Raw genomic sequence first — 16545 nt, forward strand, 5'->3', positions numbered from 1 at the left:
GATGACCGGGATGTCTATGTCTGGGAGCAACACATCGGCGCCTGAAGTGATCAGGGTCAAGCGCGTCTCGAAGCGGTTCACGATCCGCAAGGACTCTTCATTAAAGGAGCGGGTCGTAACGCTTGGGCGCGCGGGGAGACGCCACCGCCAAGATTTCTGGGGCCTCAGCGATGTGAGCCTTGGGATTAACGCGGGGATGACGATCGGACTAATCGGTCACAATGGGTCCGGAAAGAGCACTCTCCTTAAGGTGCTCGGGGGCATCATCCAGCCCACAGAGGGCACCGTTGAACAACGAGGGAGAGTCGCCGCTCTTCTTGAGCTTGGCGCTGGCTTTCACCCGGATCTGACAGGACGCGAGAACGTGTTTCTCAATGGCTCTGTGCTCGGGCTTAGTAATGAAGAAATTGAAGAACAGTTTGCCGCGATACACGAGTTCTCTGGCGTTGGCGAGTTCATCAACACTCAAGTGAAGTTTTACTCGTCAGGAATGTATGTCCGGCTCGCGTTTGCAATCGCGGTTCATACCGACCCCGATATTCTTCTCGTAGATGAAGTGCTGGCGGTAGGCGACGAACAGTTCCAGGAAAAGTGTCTTGCGAAAATTCGTGATTTCCAGGCCGAAGGCCGCACGATCATCATCGTGAGTCACGCATTGGACCAGATCTCATCGTTGTGTGACCGCGTGATTGTGATGGATAAAGGAAAGCTCGTCTACGACGGAATTCCTGTGACGGCAATTGAACGGTTTCGGGAGCTGCTCGTTGAGAATGCTGTTGGTCAGGCTCGTCCGGACCAGGTCTCTCGCGCGCTTGAAATTCGTTCGATCGAGATTCTTGACCGAAATGGGGCGCCCCTCGAAAAGGTTCGCGCGGGTGATGAAATCACTTTGCAGGTTGATGTCGAGATGTTGCGCCCGATTGAGCGCTGGGCGATTGGGTTCAGTGTCGATTCCGCGCTCGGGCAGATCGCGTTGGCCTCGAACACTGATCTGCTTGATATAACTCTTGAGCCTTTGCGAGCGTCGCGAACCGTAACTATCACATTTACGACAGACGGCCTGAACCCCGGCCGCTACTCAGTGAACGCGAATGCATCAGGCATCAGTGAGCCAACATCACATGGGCTCATGAATGGAGCGGAGTTCGAGATCCTTGGGCAGGCCCGGTCAGTTGGGCCGGTGGCCACCTCGGTGCGAATCACATGACGCCCAGCGATTCATCTACGAGTGCGCTCGTTTCAGTCATCGTTCCGGTATATAACGCAGCGGGTCATCTTAAGGCCTGTGTTCAATCGATCCTGAGTCAAACGTATTTGCATCTTGAGGTAGTTCTTATAAACGACGGTTCTTCGGATGGGTCTGCGGAACTCTGTGACGAACTGGCCGCAGCGGACCCGCGGGTCAAGGTCTGGCACCAAGACAATGGTGGAATCGCCTCTGCTCAAAACACCGGACTCAAGATCGCAACCGGTGAACTGATCACGTTTTGCGACAACGATGATCTTATGGCGCCTCGTTTGCTAGAGCGCCTCGCCGGCCTCATGGAAGCAACCGATGCCGATATGAGTTGCTGTCGCTGGCGCAACATCGGCGCAAGCCGAGGTGGCGAGGAGCTGCAAAACCATCGAGACACCCCGTTTGGCGAGTTCATCGTGATCGACGACCCAGCAAAGGCCTACCAAACCGTATTCTCACTCGCCGTTCGCCGTCTTCTTGGAGTTGAGCTGCGCTACTTTAGCGAGGCGAACTGGGGAAAGCTCTATCGAGCGAAAGTGTTTGAGGGCATACATTTCCCGGACGGGCATTATGCACAAGATGTCGCTATCGCGATGAGTTTGTATGCGCGAATGCGCAAGGTCACATCTTGTGATGATGCGCTCTACTACTGGCTGCAGAGGGGCGACAGCGTTTCGCATGGGCAGCGAAGCGTTGAGTATTTCTCGGATATCGTGCGTGCGCATGCGAAGTCATTTGACGTAGCACGATCCCTTAGAATACTTCCTGCACGTGCGTACACCGGGATGATGGCGCTCCGTCTTGAACGTAAGAGCGTCCGATCCGCGGCGGATGCTCTTCGCTACGAGCAGGATCGGTCCATGGTGCGGTCACGGCTACGAGGGCTGAGCTTTTGGCAGCGCGCCGCTTGCGGCGCGCTGCATCTTGAACGACTCCTTGAAGTAGTCGTCTATAACCTCACGGTGCACAGGCGACGCTAACTGGGCTGGGTACGTTCGGGGGAGACGTCGATGATGGCTGTCGCGGGGAAGCGACTACCGATCGAGGCAGAACGCGCGAGGAGCACGACGAGGATCCCAAAGCTGAGGGTTCCAACGATCCAGACGACAAGAGGGGCGGGCGCTCCCGGCCACCACCATTCTGCGTTCGCGCCAGGATCTGGGCTGATCGTGTCTAGCCCGGTCGTGTAACGACGAATGTTATAGAACAATGAGACTGACGCGCTAAAGGCAAGTGCAAAGGCAACCACTAGACCGCGCGGCCGGCCCAGAAGTTACTGTTTTTTGGTCGTAAAGCAGCGACTCCAGCGGTTATCACCATCAACGGGAGTATGTAGCGGGGCTGCACCAGGTCCCCCACGACTGTGTTTGACCTCGCGAGGAGCAGGAACGGTACGAACCACATCGCAACGATCGCGATGGCCAAGGCGATCGTTTGCCGTCTGAAAGCACGTCCGAAGCCGACGACCAGTACAGCGCCAAAAGTGACGACACCGACAAATGACACGAGCGCCGGAAGTGGTGTATCGAACCAACCGAGGGGCCACCCTCCTAACGCACCACGCCAGAGGTCGGGGATGTTCAGGAAGTTGCTGAGGTGTCCGCTTAGAGGAAGCCGTGAGTTAGAGCTGTCTAGGCCACCGACGACGGCACTACCCTGCCCGGCAGTGAGATAGAACGCAGCCGCGATCGCCGTGATTACTATAAATACCACTCCCGGGAAAAGCGCTCGTTTAGCACCGCGCATGCCCAGGAACAGGCCGAGCGCAGCACCGAGAACGGCGTACGCCGCTGCATCGGCGCGTGCGCCAGATCCGAGCACTGCTCCGAACACCGCGAACGCAGCCAACGCATTCCTGCGCCAGCCGGCAGTCTTGAAGGTTGCGTAAATACAGACCCAAACAGTGCTCGCAGACAGCATCGCCCATGACGACGGGTTCGTCGAGCCGTATACGAAGAGCCCGAGCGGGACAGCAGTGATAACAGCGGCTATCACGTATGCGCTTCGAAGCGCGCGGGGGAGGAGGAAAAATGTTGCGGAAAGTACCAACGTTGTGAAGAGCGAGTTGACGAGCCTGATGACGAGAGTTGAAGTCTGGACGTCTTCACTCGCGAATATTGAAAGCGCGCCGTAAAAAAGGCGTGGGTAGAGCCCATCGACGTTGGCGCGCTCGACAACCGTCATCGTTGTTGAGTCGGGATCCAACACCCCGCGCTCTTTGCCGGATCAAACGCGAAACACGTTGCTGTCGTTAGCGGTGTGGGGATAGATCGCGACGTCTCATTTGCGGCATCGGCGGTACCTTCGCTGGGGTTCTCACACAGGCCTGCTCTGTCACCAAGGCCGCACCAAATAGAGGCGAGGTGAAAGTCGTCGTCCGGACTTGCGGCTACCGCTGAACTGAAGGACCAGCTAGCGAAGGTAAGAAACAGCAATATTGGGGCGAGGATAGAAACGACTAGCTTGCGACGTCGTGGCTGGATCTTCATCAGGTTGATCCTACCTGTGACGTCAGACCCGCGTAGAATCCATATGAACTCGATATGATTTGCAGACACCTTAAGTATGAGTCGGGATCGCCTGTAGAGCGGGTGTCTCGCAGACGGAGCAAACCACATGACCCTAGAGATTTTTGTTCCATTCTGGGGGGACCCGGCTCTGTTACGTGAGACCGTCGAGTCCGTGCGCGCACAATCGCGCCATGACTGGACGATGACGATTCTGGACGACTGCTACCCCGATGAGTCTGTTGCCGATTACTTCAAAGCGTTGGGCGATCCGCGGGTCACCTATGTGCGTAACGAAGTGAACCTCGGGATCACTGAGAACTATCGTGAGGCGATCCGGCGTGCACGCGGCGAGTACATCACAATTTTGGGGTGTGATGACCTCATGCACGTCAACTATCTAGACGTGATTATGCGCACGATCGCCGCGGTGCCCGTTGCCGACGTGATTCAGCCCGGTGTTGATGTTATCGATGGGGCTGGTATTCCGGTTCGTCCGCTTGTGGATCGTGTGAAACAGCGTCTCCTCGCGCCGCGCGGCGGCGAGGGAATCGCGGTGCTTACGGGCGAGGCAATGGCGACAAGCCTCATCAGAGGCGATTGGCTCTACTGGCCGTCGCTGACGTTCAAGACGGAGACATTGCGCCTTATCGACTTTCGAGATGGTCTCCCTATAATTCAGGATCTTGCGCTCCTGATGGATATCGCATTTCAACACGGGACTCTCGCATTTAATCCGCAGCCCGCTTTCTCATATCGACGCCACGCGGAGAGCGCCTCTCAGAAGACTCTCCTCGACGGACGCCGATTCCGTGACGAACGGTCGTACTACCGCGAAGCGGCGAGGATTGCAGCCGGCCAAGGTTGGAGAAGGACTGCGGCGACGGCTCACATTCGTCTGATGTCTCGGCTGCATGGCATTGCGGAGCTGCCGACCGTCATCAGATACGGTTCACGCACCGGGATACAATCGACGTTGGCCCATATTTTCTCGCCCTGAAACGAGGTGCGCCATATCGAGCGCCCTCGTAAGACTGGAGACTCTTGTCCATGGCTGAACACGTTCTCATCACCGGCGGTGCCGGTTTTATCGGATCTCGGCTCGCTAAACGCATAGTCGATGATGGACACACCGTGACCGTGCTTGACGCGCTTATCTCGCAGGTCCACGGTGAAGATCCGGAGAACGACTCGCCCCTGTTTAAGTCACTCGACGGCGTCGCCACGGTCATTCACGGAACTGTGACGTCCACCGACGACCTTCGGCTAGCTCTGAGAGGCGTTACGGCCATCGTGCATCTTGCGGCGGAGACTGGCACCGGCCAGTCCATGTATGAGATCGACCGGTATGTGACCGCGAACGTTGGTGGCACAGCAAAGTTGTTGGATTTGCTCGCCAATGAGGCTCACACTGTTCGACGCATCGTCGTCGCATCGTCACGATCGATCTACGGTGAAGGTGCATATATCGATCGCGATGGTCAAGTTGTATATCCGCCGCACCGTGCGGACGAGGCGATGTCGCAGGGCGACTACCGTGTGCTCGGAGCGGATGGCGAAGCGCTCACGCTGATCCCGACAGACGAGGAAGCAAGACTGCATCCCTCGTCCGTGTATGGCATCACGAAGCAGATGCAGGAATCCCTGATTATGACCGTTGCGCCAACGCTCAGAATTCAACCGGTCGCGCTGCGATACCAAAACGTTTACGGCCCGGGCCAGTCCCTGAAGAACGCCTACACGGGAATTCTGTCAATTTTCTCCACCTTGATCCGTCAGGGAAAAGCGATCAATATTTTCGAGGATGGGCTCGAGAGCCGTGACTTCGTGTATATCGATGACGTCGTTGAGGCAACGTTCCTCGCTGTGACGCACCCAGACGCGGCTGGTGGCACCTTCAACGTTGGATCAGGTGTGGCCACAACGGTCAATGAGGTTGTCGGTGCGCTCTTCAAGGCATTCAGTGCCGACGTGCCGACTCATATCTCAGGCAACTATCGTCTCGGTGACATTCGCCACAACGTCGCTGACACCACGCGACTGCGGGAGGTATTGGGATTCACCCCCGCAACGCCGTTCGAGGATGGCGTTCAGCGCTTCGTTGAGTGGGTTTTGACCGAACCTGTGGAGGGGGACACGTACCAGCGGTCCCTCGATGAGATGGCTTCTAGAAACCTCCTCAAGTGACTGCACGTACTTTCTTCGAGGGAAAGTCGTATCCTTATCGGCTGAATAGCCTCAATCTCTTTCGCCTGGTCCTGGCCGCTATCGTGCTCTTCGCGCACAGCTGGTACATCGCCGGACGCGGTACGGGGCCGCAGCTACATGGTGAGAATCTCGGTGGCTGGGCTGTCGCGGGCTTTTTTGTTCTCAGCGGGTTCCTGATCACGCGGAGTCGCTTGCGAACCTCGGCAGGGGACTACCTGCTGCATCGTGTGGCGCGAATCTATCCGGCCTTTCTCGTGTGTCTGATTGCCACTGTTGCGCTGTTCGCTCCAATCGCTGCGCTTCTCGAGCACGGCACACTGGACGGGTACCTCAGCACGCCAGTGACACCACTGCAATACGTGTGGGGAAACCTCGGGCTTGCGATCTCGAGTTACGACATCGGTGCGACGCTCGACAGCGTCCCGTATCCGAACGCCTGGAATGGGTCACTCTGGACGCTCTATTACGAATTTCTTTGCTACCTGGTCGTCTGGGTAGCGGGTGCCTTTGCTATTTTCCGTCGAACTGTCTTCCCTGCAACCTTAATTTTTGTTTTCAGCGTCATCATATGGATGAACATCGATCTTGCGGGACGGCTCGGCCTAGACCCCAGCTTCGGTCTATTTTTCAAGCTGCTGCCATTTTTCATGGGCGGTGCATGCGCCTACTTCGTGATCGATCGGTTCGGTCTCAACCGATGGATCGGAATAGGATCGCTGCTGGTTGCGGCACTGCTCATCGCTTTCGTACCAGGGTGGGGCGGGCAGGCATCCTCGCCGTTCCTCGCCTATGGGCTGCTTTTTCTGGCAACGCTCATTCCGCAGCCGGAGTGGATCGCACACAACGACATCTCCTACGGCTTTTACATCTATGCCTGGCCTATGCAGCAACTCGTCGCGCTCGCTGGCGGATTGCAGTGGGGGATGCTGGTCTACATTCTGATTACGGTGGTTGGTACGATCATCCTCGCGGCGTTGAGCTGGTTCTTCGTGGAGCGACCGTGCATGCGGCGAGTCCGTGGCCGATCGGCCGCCTCCAAGCACGCAGTGAACGCCCGAACCTGAAGCAACTGGAGCAAAGTAACAAAATGGCCCGAATCTTCGTCGACCTCCTCTCTCTCACCGGAACGAAGGGCGGGATGGAGACCTACGCGCGCGAGCTTTACATGCAACTCGGACAGCTCGCCCCCGAACACGAGTACGTCGGGTACTTCAGCAAAGAGGGCTGGGACCTCGACCGAAGCTGGTTTCCCGGCGAGACTATCCAGTCAGGAATCAGCGGCGAGAACCGATTCGCCTGGGCGTGGGGAGAGCTTCGGTGCGGTGCCGCCGCGGCGCGAACAGGTGCCGACCTACTGCACTCTCCTATGACTCTCGGTCCCGCTCGCACACGGATGCCTGCTGTGATCTCGATGCACGACATGCTCTACTGGAGTCACCCCCAGTACATGTCGACGCCGCTGTACACGTGGCCAGTCAAAATTGATGGAGCGACTGGTCGCGCGCAACGCAACTCGGATCCTCACGATCAGCGAGGTCTCGAGAGAGGCGATAGTACGTTATTTGAAGGTTCCGTTCGAGCGGATCGATCTCGTTCCGCTCGCGGGCACACCGATGCAAGGTGTCGATCGATCACGTGCCTCGGAGAACGGGCCGATGATTTTGGCGACGGGTAACCGTCGCCCGCACAAGAACTGGCCCTCGCTCATTCGGGCGCTCCCCAAAATTGACCCTGCGGAGCGACCACGTGTCATCGTCACAGGTAGTCATGGTGACGACCCCTTGATTAAGGTCGTCGCGGAGACGGGGATGCAAGATTGGGTAACGCTGCGTAGCTGGGTCGACGCTGATGAGATGCGTGAGCTGTACTCAACTGCGACGGCATTGGCGATGCCGTCATTTGCAGACGGCTTCTCATTGCCTGCTTTGGAGGCGATGATGGCCGGACTTCCGGTGATGATCAGCGACATCCCGGTCTACCGCGAAGTCGTTGGAGATGTCGCACTGTTCATAGATCCGAACGATCTCGGGTCGATTGCTAATGCGATGCGAATTGCGGCGACAGATTCTGAACGTATGCAGGATCTGGCTCAGCGCGGCTACACCCGTGCTGAGCGCTTCTCCTGGGAGCGTACGGCGAAGGGCACGATCGAATCGTTCGAGCGTGCCCTTACGGAAGGAAAATCGCGGCGCTAGCCCCGTGCGACCCTTTCGACCGTCTCTGCGACCAGGTCGATGCCATCGGTTACTGGGTGGTGATGGTTCCCGACGAAAAGTCCGTCTACGTGGATCTTGTCAGCACCCGGGAGCTTATCGGGAACGATGGCGTCGAGGTGGGCCATAACCGGGTTCCTGGTGAAATTCCCGGCAACGATTGGGCGAGATTCGATACCGGCTTCGGCAAATGCCGTGACCAGGTCGCGCGGCGCCGACCTTCGAGCGCCTCTTCTAGCACGAGCGAGAACCCAAACCAGCTACTTTCGCCGGTCTCTCTTTGCAATCGAACGGATGGGATTCCAGCGAAGCGTTCTTGGAAGTGGCGTGCATTCGCGCGACGTCCGGCGATGAGTGCGGGAACCTTCTTCAGCTGCTCGAGTCCAAGAGCGCCCTCCATCTCCAGTGGACGCACGTTGTACCCCGGCAGGACAAAGCGAAACAGATCGTCCCAAGCATTCCCGGTCTTGTTGTGCACGTGATTCTCGTTGGGAAGGTCGCGTGTCCACCCGTGGGACCGCAGCGAGATCATCTCCTGATAGAGCTGCTCATCGTCAGTGAGGATGAGCCCGCCTTCCATCGTTGAAATGTGATGTGAAAAGAATGAGCTGAAGGTGCCGACGAGCCCAGCAGTGCCCGCAGCGATGCCATCACTCACTGCACCGAGAGATTCACAGTTGTCCTCGAGCAGGACCAGGCTGTGCTTCTCGGCAAGTGCACGCAATCGAGCGAAGTCGTTCGGGTTGCCGAGGAGGTTCACGGCAAACACGGCCTTCGTACGAGGCCCAATCGCTTCTTCCAGTAGGTCGAGATCCATATTCAATGTGTCGATGTCGATGTCAACGAAACGCGGTCGGAGTCCGTACTGCGTCAACGGGTAGTACGTTGTGGGCCACGACACAGCCGGGACAAGGACTTCGTCGCCACGAGAGAGGTCGATGCGCGGGTCGAGTACCGCGGCGGCGACGGCGATGAGGTTGGCTGAACTGCCAGAGTTAACCATGACGCCGAAGTCAGCACCGAAGTGCTCGGCGAACGCAGCCTCGAATTTTTTTGACCAGCGGCCCCATCGTGAAGCGACCACCTTCAGTCACGCGTTTGATCGCGGCGTACTCGGCGTCGTCCCAGGTGGTTGTGGCCAGGGGGTACGCAGGTTCGGCAGAAGTCATCGAATTTCTCCGTTCGCAATCTGTGTCAGGTAGGAGTTGTAGCAGGTGCGCATTCCTTCGGGCATCGAAGTCCGAGGCTTCCAGCCGTGTTCGCGCGCCAATGTGGAATCAATTAGGCGCTGGGGGACACCACTTGGTTTTGTGATGTCGAACTTCAGTGAACCCTCAAAACCCACGATTTCTGTTGCGATCTCGTAGAACTCTCGAATGCTGTGGTCCGCTCCAGCCCCAACGTTCATCGCCATCGGCCATGTGTCGATATTCTCGACCTCTTCGACTAGCCAGCGTGCGAGATCCGGAGCGTAGGTGAACTCCCGACGAGCGGTGCCATCTCCCCATACCTCGACAGCATCAAGCCCGTTGATCTGCGCCTCATGGGCCTTGCGAAGCGTCGAGGCGATGAGATGTGCTCGCGCGGGAGAAAAGGTGTCGCTCGGCCCGTACAAGTTCGAGGGAACGATGGCGCGAAACGCATTGCCAGTTTGCTGTGCGGCGTATCGCACGGCCGTTAAACCCGCGAGCTTCGCGAGTCCGTAGCCTTCATTCGCCGGCTCGAGAGCTCCTCCGAAGAGGTGAGATTCGGTGATCGGGTTAGGTGCATCCGCTGGGTAGGCCGCAGCACTCGCGACGTAGACGAATCGCGGTACCTCGGCTTCGACGGCTGCGCCGATCACGGCCCTGTCTATACCGAGGTTGTCCAGAAGATACGGCAATGGGCGTGCCAATTTGTCGCCGATCCCGCCGACGAAGGCCGCCGCATGGATGATGAGATCCGGGGCTATGTCTTGAATCACGCTAAGCGTGGCAACGGGATCACGAAGATCCACCTGTCGTCGGCCGATCGCAACCAGTTCGTCTTCGGGGCGGGTGGCACGCCACTGCGTGGCGACGCTGGAGCCGAGCATGCCAGCCGCTCCAGTGAGGAGTATCCGCACGTGGCGTCAGCTCTGAACCTGATCGACGAAGTGTCGACCCTCGACCTCGAGTGCGGCAGCGTCGGCATCGACCATGATCTGCGCCAGTCGAGGAGTCAAAACCTTCGGCTCCCAGCCGAGGAGATCCTTGGAGCGCCCGTAGTCGCCAATGAGTGCATCGACCTCGGTCGGGCGGAGGTAGCGCTCATCGAACTTGACGTACTTCTCCCAGTCCAGCCCGACGTGCTCGAACGAGAACTGCAGAAAATCCTTGACTGTGTATGCAGTGTTGGTCGCGAGCACATAGTCCGTCGGCTCGTCATGCTGCAGCATCCGCCACATGCCTTCCACGTACTCGGGTGCGTAACCCCAGTCGCGGACGGCGTCGAGATTGCCAAGGTACAACTCGCTTTGAAGGCCTGCTTTGATGCGGGCCGCCGCGCGGGTGATCTTGCGTGTTACGAAGGTTCCACCTCGACGAGGAGACTCGTGGTTGAACAGAATACCGTTGACAGCAAAGAGGCCGTACGCCTCGCGATAGTTCCGTGTGATCCAGTAGGAATAGAGTTTCGCCACGCCGTAAGGCGAGCGCGGGTAGAAAGGAGTCTCCTCATTCTGCGGAGGTGGCGTCGCTCCGAACATCTCGGAGCTTGATGCCTGGTAGAAACGGCAGTCGATGTGTGCGGCGCGGATTGCCTCGAGGAGACGGGTCGTGCCGAGGCCCGTGACATCGCCTGTGTATTCAGGCTCGTCGAAGCTGACACGAACGTGCGACTGCGCCGCTAGATTGTAGACCTCATCTGGCTGGATCTCGTTGAGGAGCGTTACGAGGCGAGAGCCTTCGGCAAGATCAGCGAAGTGGAGGAAAAGGCGATGATCATCCGCCTGAGCGGGCTGATATACGTGATCGATGCGTTGCGTGTTGAATGACGAAGAACGGCGGATCAAACCGTGGACCTCGTAGCCCTTTGCCAGGAGTAGCTCAGCGAGATAGCTGCCATCCTGTCCGGTGATGCCGGTTATGAGGGCGCGTTTGCTCGACTTGTTTTCAGTCATGAGGGAACTCCTGGATCGCGAGTGTTCGGGGCGAAGGCCGCAATTAGTCTAGCGGAGCCGGGTTCGCGACCCCGTGAGATGCCTGCACCCGTGCACCGGGCGCAGGGCGCAGAAGTGCGGCCAGATGCATGATCAGCCCGACGACTGGAGGGAGGATTAGTGCGATGTCAATTCGGGTGAGCAAATCCAGCGGAAGCATAAGAAAGAGGACAGTAAGAACGGCAGCGGCAGCCCAACCGACGATGTTCGCCGTGTGCTGTCTTTCCGTCACCAAAGCCGGGCCCGTAACGCACATCAAACCGACGACGCCTGCGCTCAGAACAATAATCGCCATGGTCCCGGGCTGGATCTCGTAGCGTCCGGCCGAGATGAAGTGGATCAGCGCTGGCCCGACCACGAATGCCAGCGCGGCGAGGAGTGCGATGATCCCCAGGGATGCGGCAAGGAGTGTGAGCACCCGTCTAGCGCTGGCCCGGGCGCGTCCACGGAAAACGGCCGAAATGAGGAAGCTTTGTAGTGCGAGGATCGGTACGACGATTGGAGCTCGTGAGAGCGTGATCGCAAGCATCACGGCTCCGAGTGCGGCGGTTGACTCATCGGCACTGGTGATGCCGATGAGGAGAGGGAGTCCGGAGATCATCGCGCCCGTGCAAGCGGCGGCGCCGACGGTGCTCAGAACATTGCGTATGAGGGTGCCGAGCGGGACATCCAGGGCGAAGTTTCCGATTACGCGCTTCCTCGCCGCCGCCCAGACCGTAAGAAACGCGAGCCCGAACGGGAATGCGATTCCACAGGCGAGCCAGATCACTGGTAGCTGCAGAGCGAAGGCGGCTGTGAGGACGGCAGTCCTCACAGCCGCATCGACGATCGTAAGGAGCGCCACGTGGCGCCAGAGATGAAGGCCATAGAGCACTCCGCTGAGAACCGCGGTCAGAAGGTAGCCCACAAGACCGATCGTCAGGACTCCAGAGAGAGCAAGACCGGGGACTGGGACGGAGGTGATTCCAAGGCTGAAACCTAGGACACAGCTGATGACGAGTACCGTTGCGCCCGCAATTATGGTGAACGTGCGAAGTATGGTATTCGGCTCATGATCGTGCGAGCTGTGCGTGGCGCGCGTCACCTCCTGCTGAACCCCGGCCATCGCCGAGACACAGAGGTAGATCGTCGACCAAACGACGGAGAAGGCGACATACCCGACGCCAGGTAGAAGCGCAGGGGCGAGCAGCTGAACGACGTACCCGAATGCACCAGCTACCGCAGTCGCCAGGAGGATCCAGCGAAAGCCCCGTGCAGCTCCATCAGCCCTCGTCATTTGGCCTTTGTGGTTCGTCTGTCGGCGGTGTCGTCACAGCTTTGTAATGGGTACGGAGATCCTCGACGTCAGCGCGCAACAGCGCCACTTCTTCAGCGACACGGCGGACTTCGTCTTCAGCCTGAGACAACTCCCAGGAAAGGTGAAGAGCGACGCCGACAAGGAGAACTAGCGCCAGAGCGAAAATCAGATTCGAGGGGACCTCGACGCCGAGTAGGTCGGAGAGGCCGACGAGAAGCCCAGGGAAAAGCGCGAGTATAAGGATCGCGAACCCGATGAGTAACCACATGATCGCGTACTTCTCGCGCAGTTGCCGGCGCAGAAGAAGAGTAAAGATCACTGCCAGGACGACGAGTGCGAAGAACACTCCAAGTAAGACAATCATTCAGCAACCTCCTGGCGGCGACGTCCTCTGAGCAGCGCAAGAGATAGGGCGAAGGTCGCGCGAAGCAGGTACCGTGCTGCGCTGAACGGGTTGTGGCTGGGCTTCCCGTAAGCCCGAGGACGCATCGCCACAGGCACCTGAGTCACGGTGAGTCCCGCGTGGACCGCGCCGACGAGCGAGTCGATTGTGTCGCCAAGATACTCTGCGGGATAGTAGCGGACGTACTGATCGATCGCACGATGATTCGCCGCCCGGAACCCCGACGTAACGTCGGTCAGGCGTACGCCGCTGATGCCTGAGATTACGCTTGCAAGCATCTTCATTGCCCATCGGCGGGGGCCGACGGCCTTGTAACCGCCGACTTCCGCGAATCGCGCGCCGATGGAGATGTCTGCATCGGAAAGCCCCGCCAGTACGGCGGCAATGTCCGTCGGATTATGTTGGCCGTCGGCGTCCACTTGAATTGCCCTACGGTAACCGTTGCGTTGAGCGTACGTGAAGCCGGTGCGCATTGCCCCGCCGACCCCCATGTTGAACGGCAGGTGCAGTACGCGTGCACCAGCAGCCTGTGCCTTGTGCGTCGTGTCATCGGTAGAACCGTCATCCACGACGAGGACGTCGTAGTTGGAATCGGCGGACAAGATCTCTCGTACCGTGTTGCCGACGTTCTGAGACTCGTTCCATGCAGGAACGATAATGAGGGCGCGTTCGGGGGATGAAGGCATGGTGTGCTGATTCTATCCGGTGATGACTGGTTGATCGTAGGGGCTGTCCTGGAACGCACGTCTAGGATGGATAGCTGAGTGTTCGGTGCAACTCTTGCGCGGAAAGGAATACCATGGACCTCCTCATCGTAGGCTCGGGTTTCTTCGGCCTCACCATCGCTGAACGCGCTGCCGAAGCCGGCCGCAAGGTCACGGTCATCGATCGTCGCCACCACATCGGTGGTAACGCATACAGCGAGGCCGAGCCGGAGACCGGCATAGAGGTGCATCGTTACGGCGCCCACCTATTCCACACTTCGAACCCCACCGTGTGGGAGTACGTGAACCGCTTCACAACCTTCACCAACTACGTGCACCGGGTTTACACGACTCACAAGGGCGTCGTCTTCCCGATGCCGGTGAACCTCGGAACCATCAACCAGTTCTTCCAGGCCGCGTATACGCCGGACGAGGCTCGTGCTCTCGTCAAGGGGCAGGCGGGCGAGTTCGACGCGAAGACGGCGCGCAACTTTGAGGAGAAGGGTATTGCCCTTGTGGGGCGCCCCCTCTTCGAGGCGTTCTTCCGCGACTACACCGCCAAGCAGTGGCAAACCGACCCGAAGGAGCTCTCGGGAGACATCATCAGCCGTCTTCCCGTGCGCTACAACTACGACAATCGCTACTTCAGTGACACGTGGGAGGGCCTACCTACTGACGGTTACACCGCCTGGATCGAGCGGATGGCAGATCACCCCAACATCGAGGTGAAGCTCAACGTCGACTTCTTCGATGAGACCCAACCGTTGAACAAGAAGGCAGTCGTGGGGCAGACACCCGTTGTCTACACGGGCCCTGTTGATCGGTACTTCGACTACACGGCCGGTTCGCTGAGCTGGCGCACCCTCGACTTCGAACAGGAAGTCTTGAACATCGGTGATTTCCAAGGCACGCCGGTGATGAACTACCCGGACATGGATGTGCCCTACACGCGCATCCATGAATTCAAGCACTTCCACCCGGAGCGCAAAGACGTCTACGCGTCGGACAAGACCGTCATCATGCGTGAGTTCTCGCGCTTCGCGAATCACGACGACGAGCCGTACTACCCGGTGAACACTGAGTCCGATCGAGAAGGACTGCTGGCGTACCGCAATCTGACCAAGGGGGAGAAGGACGTTCACTTCGGCGGACGCCTCGGCACCTACCAGTACCTCGACATGCACATGGCGATCGGCTCGGCGCTGTCGATGTGGAACAACACTCTCTCTTAGACTCAGAACTGTGAGTCACACTGAGGTCGGGGCGCCGGGAACTCCCGGCGGTATCTGCATTCGCTGTGGCTGCTGTCTGCCCGCGACCTGAAGGTTCGGTACGCGACAAGCTTCCTTGGCTATCTGTGGTCGGTGCTCGACCCACTCGTGATGAGCCTGATCTACTGGTTCGTCTTCACGCAGGTGTTCCACCGTGACGTTGGCGAAGACCCGTACATCGTCTTCCTCATCAGCGCACTGCTGCCGTGGGTGTGGTTCAACTCCTCGGTTTCTGACTTCACTAAAGCGTTCAAGCGTGACTCACGGCTGGTCCGTTCGACGAATATCCCTCGGTCGATCTGGGTGAATCGGATCGTCCTCAGCAAGGGGATGGAGTTTCTGTTCTCGCTCCCCGTGCTTGCTCTTTTCGTGATCGTCAACGCGATGGTCGAAACCGACCCGGAAAAGGTTGTTCAGGTCGGGTGGGGCATTCTATGGTTCCCGGTGGCCGTTCTCCTGCAAGTGATTCTGCTGGTGGGGCTCGGGATGCTCGTTGCCCCATTGTGTGCGCTCTACGCCGATCTCGAGCGTACCACCGGGCTCATCCTGCGCGCACTCTTCTACGCGACCCCGATCATCTACAGCGTCTCGAATCTTCCTGGTCCGTTCGAGATCATCGGCTCTTTCAACCCGCTCGCAGGAATTTTCACGCTCTATCGGATGGCGTTCTTCCCCGATCAGTGGCATCTGACCACTGTCCTCATCAGCGTTGTGATGACCCTTGCGATCTTCGTGCTCGGCTCGTGGGTATTCCGTTCGCTTGAGCGTCCAGTGCTGAAGGAGCTGTGATGGCAGCAGCGATTGAGGTTCAAGACCTCGGCGTGTACTTCCGCCGCAATCGGCGTGGTCGCCGCAGTTTCAAGGATCTGTTCGCCGGCGCCTCTCGGCGCAGCCGACCAGGAGAATTCTGGGCCCTGCGCAACGTCTCCTTTACCGTGCAGCAGGGCGAGTCGATCGGCGTCGTCGGCCGCAACGGACAGGGTAAGTCGACGCTGTTGCGACTCGTTGCCGGGGTTCTGCTGGCGGATGAAGGGTCAGTCGCGGTCAATGGCGGGGTCGCCCCGCTCATCGAGCTCACAGGCGGCTTCGTGGGCGACCTCACCGTGCGCGAGAACGTGCGTCTCACCGCGGGCCTGCACGGGATGCCGAAGGCAGAGATCGCGCGTCGTTACGATGAGATGATCGCCTTCGCCGAACTCGAGGAGTTCCAGGAAACCCCGTACAAGCATCTGTCCAACGGTATGAAGGTGCGCCTCGCGTTCTCAGTCGTATCGCAGCTCGACGAACCTATCCTTCTTGTCGATGAGGTGCTCGCCGTCGGCGACAAAGGCTTCCGCGACAAGTGCTACAAGCGCATCGACGAGCTTCTCGCTGACGGGCGCACGCTGTTCTTCGTCAGTCACAACGAACGCGACCTCCGGCGGTTCTGCACGCGAGGCCTGTACCTCGACAAGGGTGCGCTGGTGCTGGATGCGCCGATCAACGAGGTTCTCGATCGGTACAACGCCGACTCCACCGCTGGATAAA

Annotated in this window: 17 protein-coding genes; 9 read left to right on the forward strand and 8 right to left on the reverse strand. The window is 58.7% G+C overall.

The window, feature by feature from the left end:
* Position 1 precedes the first annotated feature (1 nt).
* Both DC31_RS04665 and DC31_RS04670 read left to right on the forward strand, forming a co-directional pair.
* Entirely contained in the window at positions 2-1207 is a 1206-nt protein-coding gene (locus DC31_RS04665; RefSeq protein WP_152545337.1) for an ABC transporter ATP-binding protein, read from the forward strand.
* Positions 1204-2217 (forward strand): glycosyltransferase family 2 protein, encoded by a 1014-nt coding sequence (locus DC31_RS04670; protein ID WP_036277443.1) that lies wholly within the window; start codon positions 1204-1206, stop codon positions 2215-2217. The genes DC31_RS04665 and DC31_RS04670 overlap by 4 nt, the downstream gene beginning before the upstream one ends.
* Here the strand turns inward: DC31_RS04670 and DC31_RS04675 are convergent.
* Together DC31_RS04675 and DC31_RS04680 are read right to left on the reverse strand one after the other, a co-directional pair.
* Positions 2214-2447 (reverse strand): hypothetical protein, encoded by a 234-nt coding sequence (locus DC31_RS04675; RefSeq protein WP_152545338.1) that lies wholly within the window; start codon positions 2445-2447, stop codon positions 2214-2216. The genes DC31_RS04670 and DC31_RS04675 overlap by 4 nt on opposite strands.
* 38 nt (positions 2448-2485) lie before the next feature.
* A complete protein-coding gene (locus tag DC31_RS04680; protein WP_152545339.1) occupies positions 2486-3445 on the reverse strand; it encodes a DUF2142 domain-containing protein in 960 nt (319 codons plus the stop codon).
* A gap of 408 nt (positions 3446-3853) precedes the next feature.
* On the opposite strand from DC31_RS04680, the gene DC31_RS04685 reads away from it, so the two are divergent.
* The 4 genes from DC31_RS04685 to DC31_RS17465 all read left to right on the forward strand — a co-directional run bounded on the left by DC31_RS04685 (position 3854) and on the right by DC31_RS17465 (position 8147).
* A complete protein-coding gene (locus DC31_RS04685; protein ID WP_036277451.1) occupies positions 3854-4744 on the forward strand; it encodes a glycosyltransferase in 891 nt (296 codons plus the stop codon).
* Between the two features lie 50 nt (positions 4745-4794).
* Complete coding sequence (locus DC31_RS04690; protein ID WP_036277456.1) at positions 4795-5931, forward strand: NAD-dependent epimerase/dehydratase family protein; 1137 nt, start codon at positions 4795-4797, stop codon at positions 5929-5931.
* A complete protein-coding gene (locus DC31_RS04695) occupies positions 5928-7016 on the forward strand; it encodes an acyltransferase family protein (protein ID WP_051606409.1) in 1089 nt (362 codons plus the stop codon). The genes DC31_RS04690 and DC31_RS04695 overlap by 4 nt, the downstream gene beginning before the upstream one ends.
* 420 nt (positions 7017-7436) lie before the next feature.
* Positions 7437-8147 carry a glycosyltransferase family 4 protein gene (locus DC31_RS17465; RefSeq protein ID WP_081813716.1) on the forward strand — a complete coding sequence of 237 codons (711 nt, stop codon included), beginning with the start codon at positions 7437-7439 and terminating at the stop codon, positions 8145-8147.
* A gap of 85 nt (positions 8148-8232) precedes the next feature.
* Here DC31_RS17465 and DC31_RS04710 read toward each other — a convergent pair whose 3' ends face one another.
* From DC31_RS04710 to DC31_RS04735, 6 genes are all read right to left on the reverse strand, one after another.
* The gene (locus tag DC31_RS04710) at positions 8233-9249 is read right to left on the reverse strand and encodes a DegT/DnrJ/EryC1/StrS family aminotransferase (protein WP_235201340.1); all 1017 of its coding nucleotides are present in this window, start codon (positions 9247-9249) and stop codon (positions 8233-8235) included.
* Between the two features lie 81 nt (positions 9250-9330).
* On the reverse strand, positions 9331-10269 hold the full coding sequence (locus tag DC31_RS04715; protein ID WP_036277460.1) for an NAD-dependent epimerase/dehydratase family protein: 939 nt from the start codon (positions 10267-10269) through the stop codon (positions 9331-9333).
* A gap of 6 nt (positions 10270-10275) precedes the next feature.
* Positions 10276-11304, reverse strand: coding sequence for a GDP-mannose 4,6-dehydratase (gene gmd / locus DC31_RS04720; RefSeq protein ID WP_036277463.1), 1029 nt, complete (start codon positions 11302-11304; stop codon positions 10276-10278).
* Positions 11305-11347: 43 nt separating this feature from the next.
* Positions 11348-12619: a hypothetical protein gene (locus tag DC31_RS04725; protein ID WP_036277465.1), complete on the reverse strand. Its 1272-nt coding sequence runs from the start codon at positions 12617-12619 to the stop codon at positions 11348-11350.
* Positions 12606-13004: a DUF2304 domain-containing protein gene (locus tag DC31_RS04730; protein WP_051606412.1), complete on the reverse strand. Its 399-nt coding sequence runs from the start codon at positions 13002-13004 to the stop codon at positions 12606-12608. The genes DC31_RS04725 and DC31_RS04730 overlap by 14 nt, the downstream gene beginning before the upstream one ends.
* Positions 13001-13729 carry a glycosyltransferase family 2 protein gene (locus DC31_RS04735; protein WP_036277466.1) on the reverse strand — a complete coding sequence of 243 codons (729 nt, stop codon included), beginning with the start codon at positions 13727-13729 and terminating at the stop codon, positions 13001-13003. Before DC31_RS04735 ends, DC31_RS04730 begins: the two co-directional genes overlap by 4 nt.
* A 113-nt stretch (positions 13730-13842) precedes the next feature.
* Between DC31_RS04735 and glf the strand changes: the two genes are divergently transcribed.
* From glf to DC31_RS04750, 3 genes are all read left to right on the forward strand, one after another.
* Positions 13843-14979, forward strand: coding sequence for a UDP-galactopyranose mutase (gene glf, locus DC31_RS04740; protein WP_036277467.1), 1137 nt, complete (start codon positions 13843-13845; stop codon positions 14977-14979).
* 72 nt (positions 14980-15051) lie between these two features.
* Positions 15052-15807 (forward strand): ABC transporter permease, encoded by a 756-nt coding sequence (locus tag DC31_RS04745; protein ID WP_327036814.1) that lies wholly within the window; start codon positions 15052-15054, stop codon positions 15805-15807.
* Positions 15807-16544 carry an ABC transporter ATP-binding protein gene (locus DC31_RS04750; protein WP_036277468.1) on the forward strand — a complete coding sequence of 246 codons (738 nt, stop codon included), beginning with the start codon at positions 15807-15809 and terminating at the stop codon, positions 16542-16544. The genes DC31_RS04745 and DC31_RS04750 overlap by 1 nt, the downstream gene beginning before the upstream one ends.
* Position 16545: the final 1 nt, after the last annotated feature.

The organism is Microbacterium sp. CH12i (assembly GCF_000685355.1).
Taxonomy (GTDB): Bacteria; Actinomycetota; Actinomycetes; order Actinomycetales; family Microbacteriaceae; genus Microbacterium.

What these genes read in the sequence shown, in the direction of transcription:
- DC31_RS04750 (WP_036277468.1), top strand. Translation starts at nt 15,807, where the DNA reads ATGGCAGCAGCGATTGAGGTTCAAGACCTCGGCGTGTACTTCCGCCGC.
- DC31_RS04690 (WP_036277456.1), top strand. Translation starts at nt 4,795, where the DNA reads ATGGCTGAACACGTTCTCATCACCGGCGGTGCCGGTTTTATCGGATCT.
- DC31_RS04670 (WP_036277443.1), top strand. Translation starts at nt 1,204, where the DNA reads ATGACGCCCAGCGATTCATCTACGAGTGCGCTCGTTTCAGTCATCGTT.
- DC31_RS04685 (WP_036277451.1), top strand. Translation starts at nt 3,854, where the DNA reads ATGACCCTAGAGATTTTTGTTCCATTCTGGGGGGACCCGGCTCTGTTA.
- DC31_RS04665 (WP_152545337.1), top strand. Translation starts at nt 2, where the DNA reads ATGACCGGGATGTCTATGTCTGGGAGCAACACATCGGCGCCTGAAGTG.
- DC31_RS04735 (WP_036277466.1), bottom strand. Translation starts at nt 13,729, where the DNA reads ATGCCTTCATCCCCCGAACGCGCCCTCATTATCGTTCCTGCATGGAAC.
- DC31_RS17465 (WP_081813716.1), top strand. Translation starts at nt 7,437, where the DNA reads ATGGAGCGACTGGTCGCGCGCAACGCAACTCGGATCCTCACGATCAGC.
- glf (WP_036277467.1), top strand. Translation starts at nt 13,843, where the DNA reads ATGGACCTCCTCATCGTAGGCTCGGGTTTCTTCGGCCTCACCATCGCT.
- gmd (WP_036277463.1), bottom strand. Translation starts at nt 11,304, where the DNA reads ATGACTGAAAACAAGTCGAGCAAACGCGCCCTCATAACCGGCATCACC.
- DC31_RS04725 (WP_036277465.1), bottom strand. Translation starts at nt 12,619, where the DNA reads ATGACGAGGGCTGATGGAGCTGCACGGGGCTTTCGCTGGATCCTCCTG.
- DC31_RS04730 (WP_051606412.1), bottom strand. Translation starts at nt 13,004, where the DNA reads ATGATTGTCTTACTTGGAGTGTTCTTCGCACTCGTCGTCCTGGCAGTG.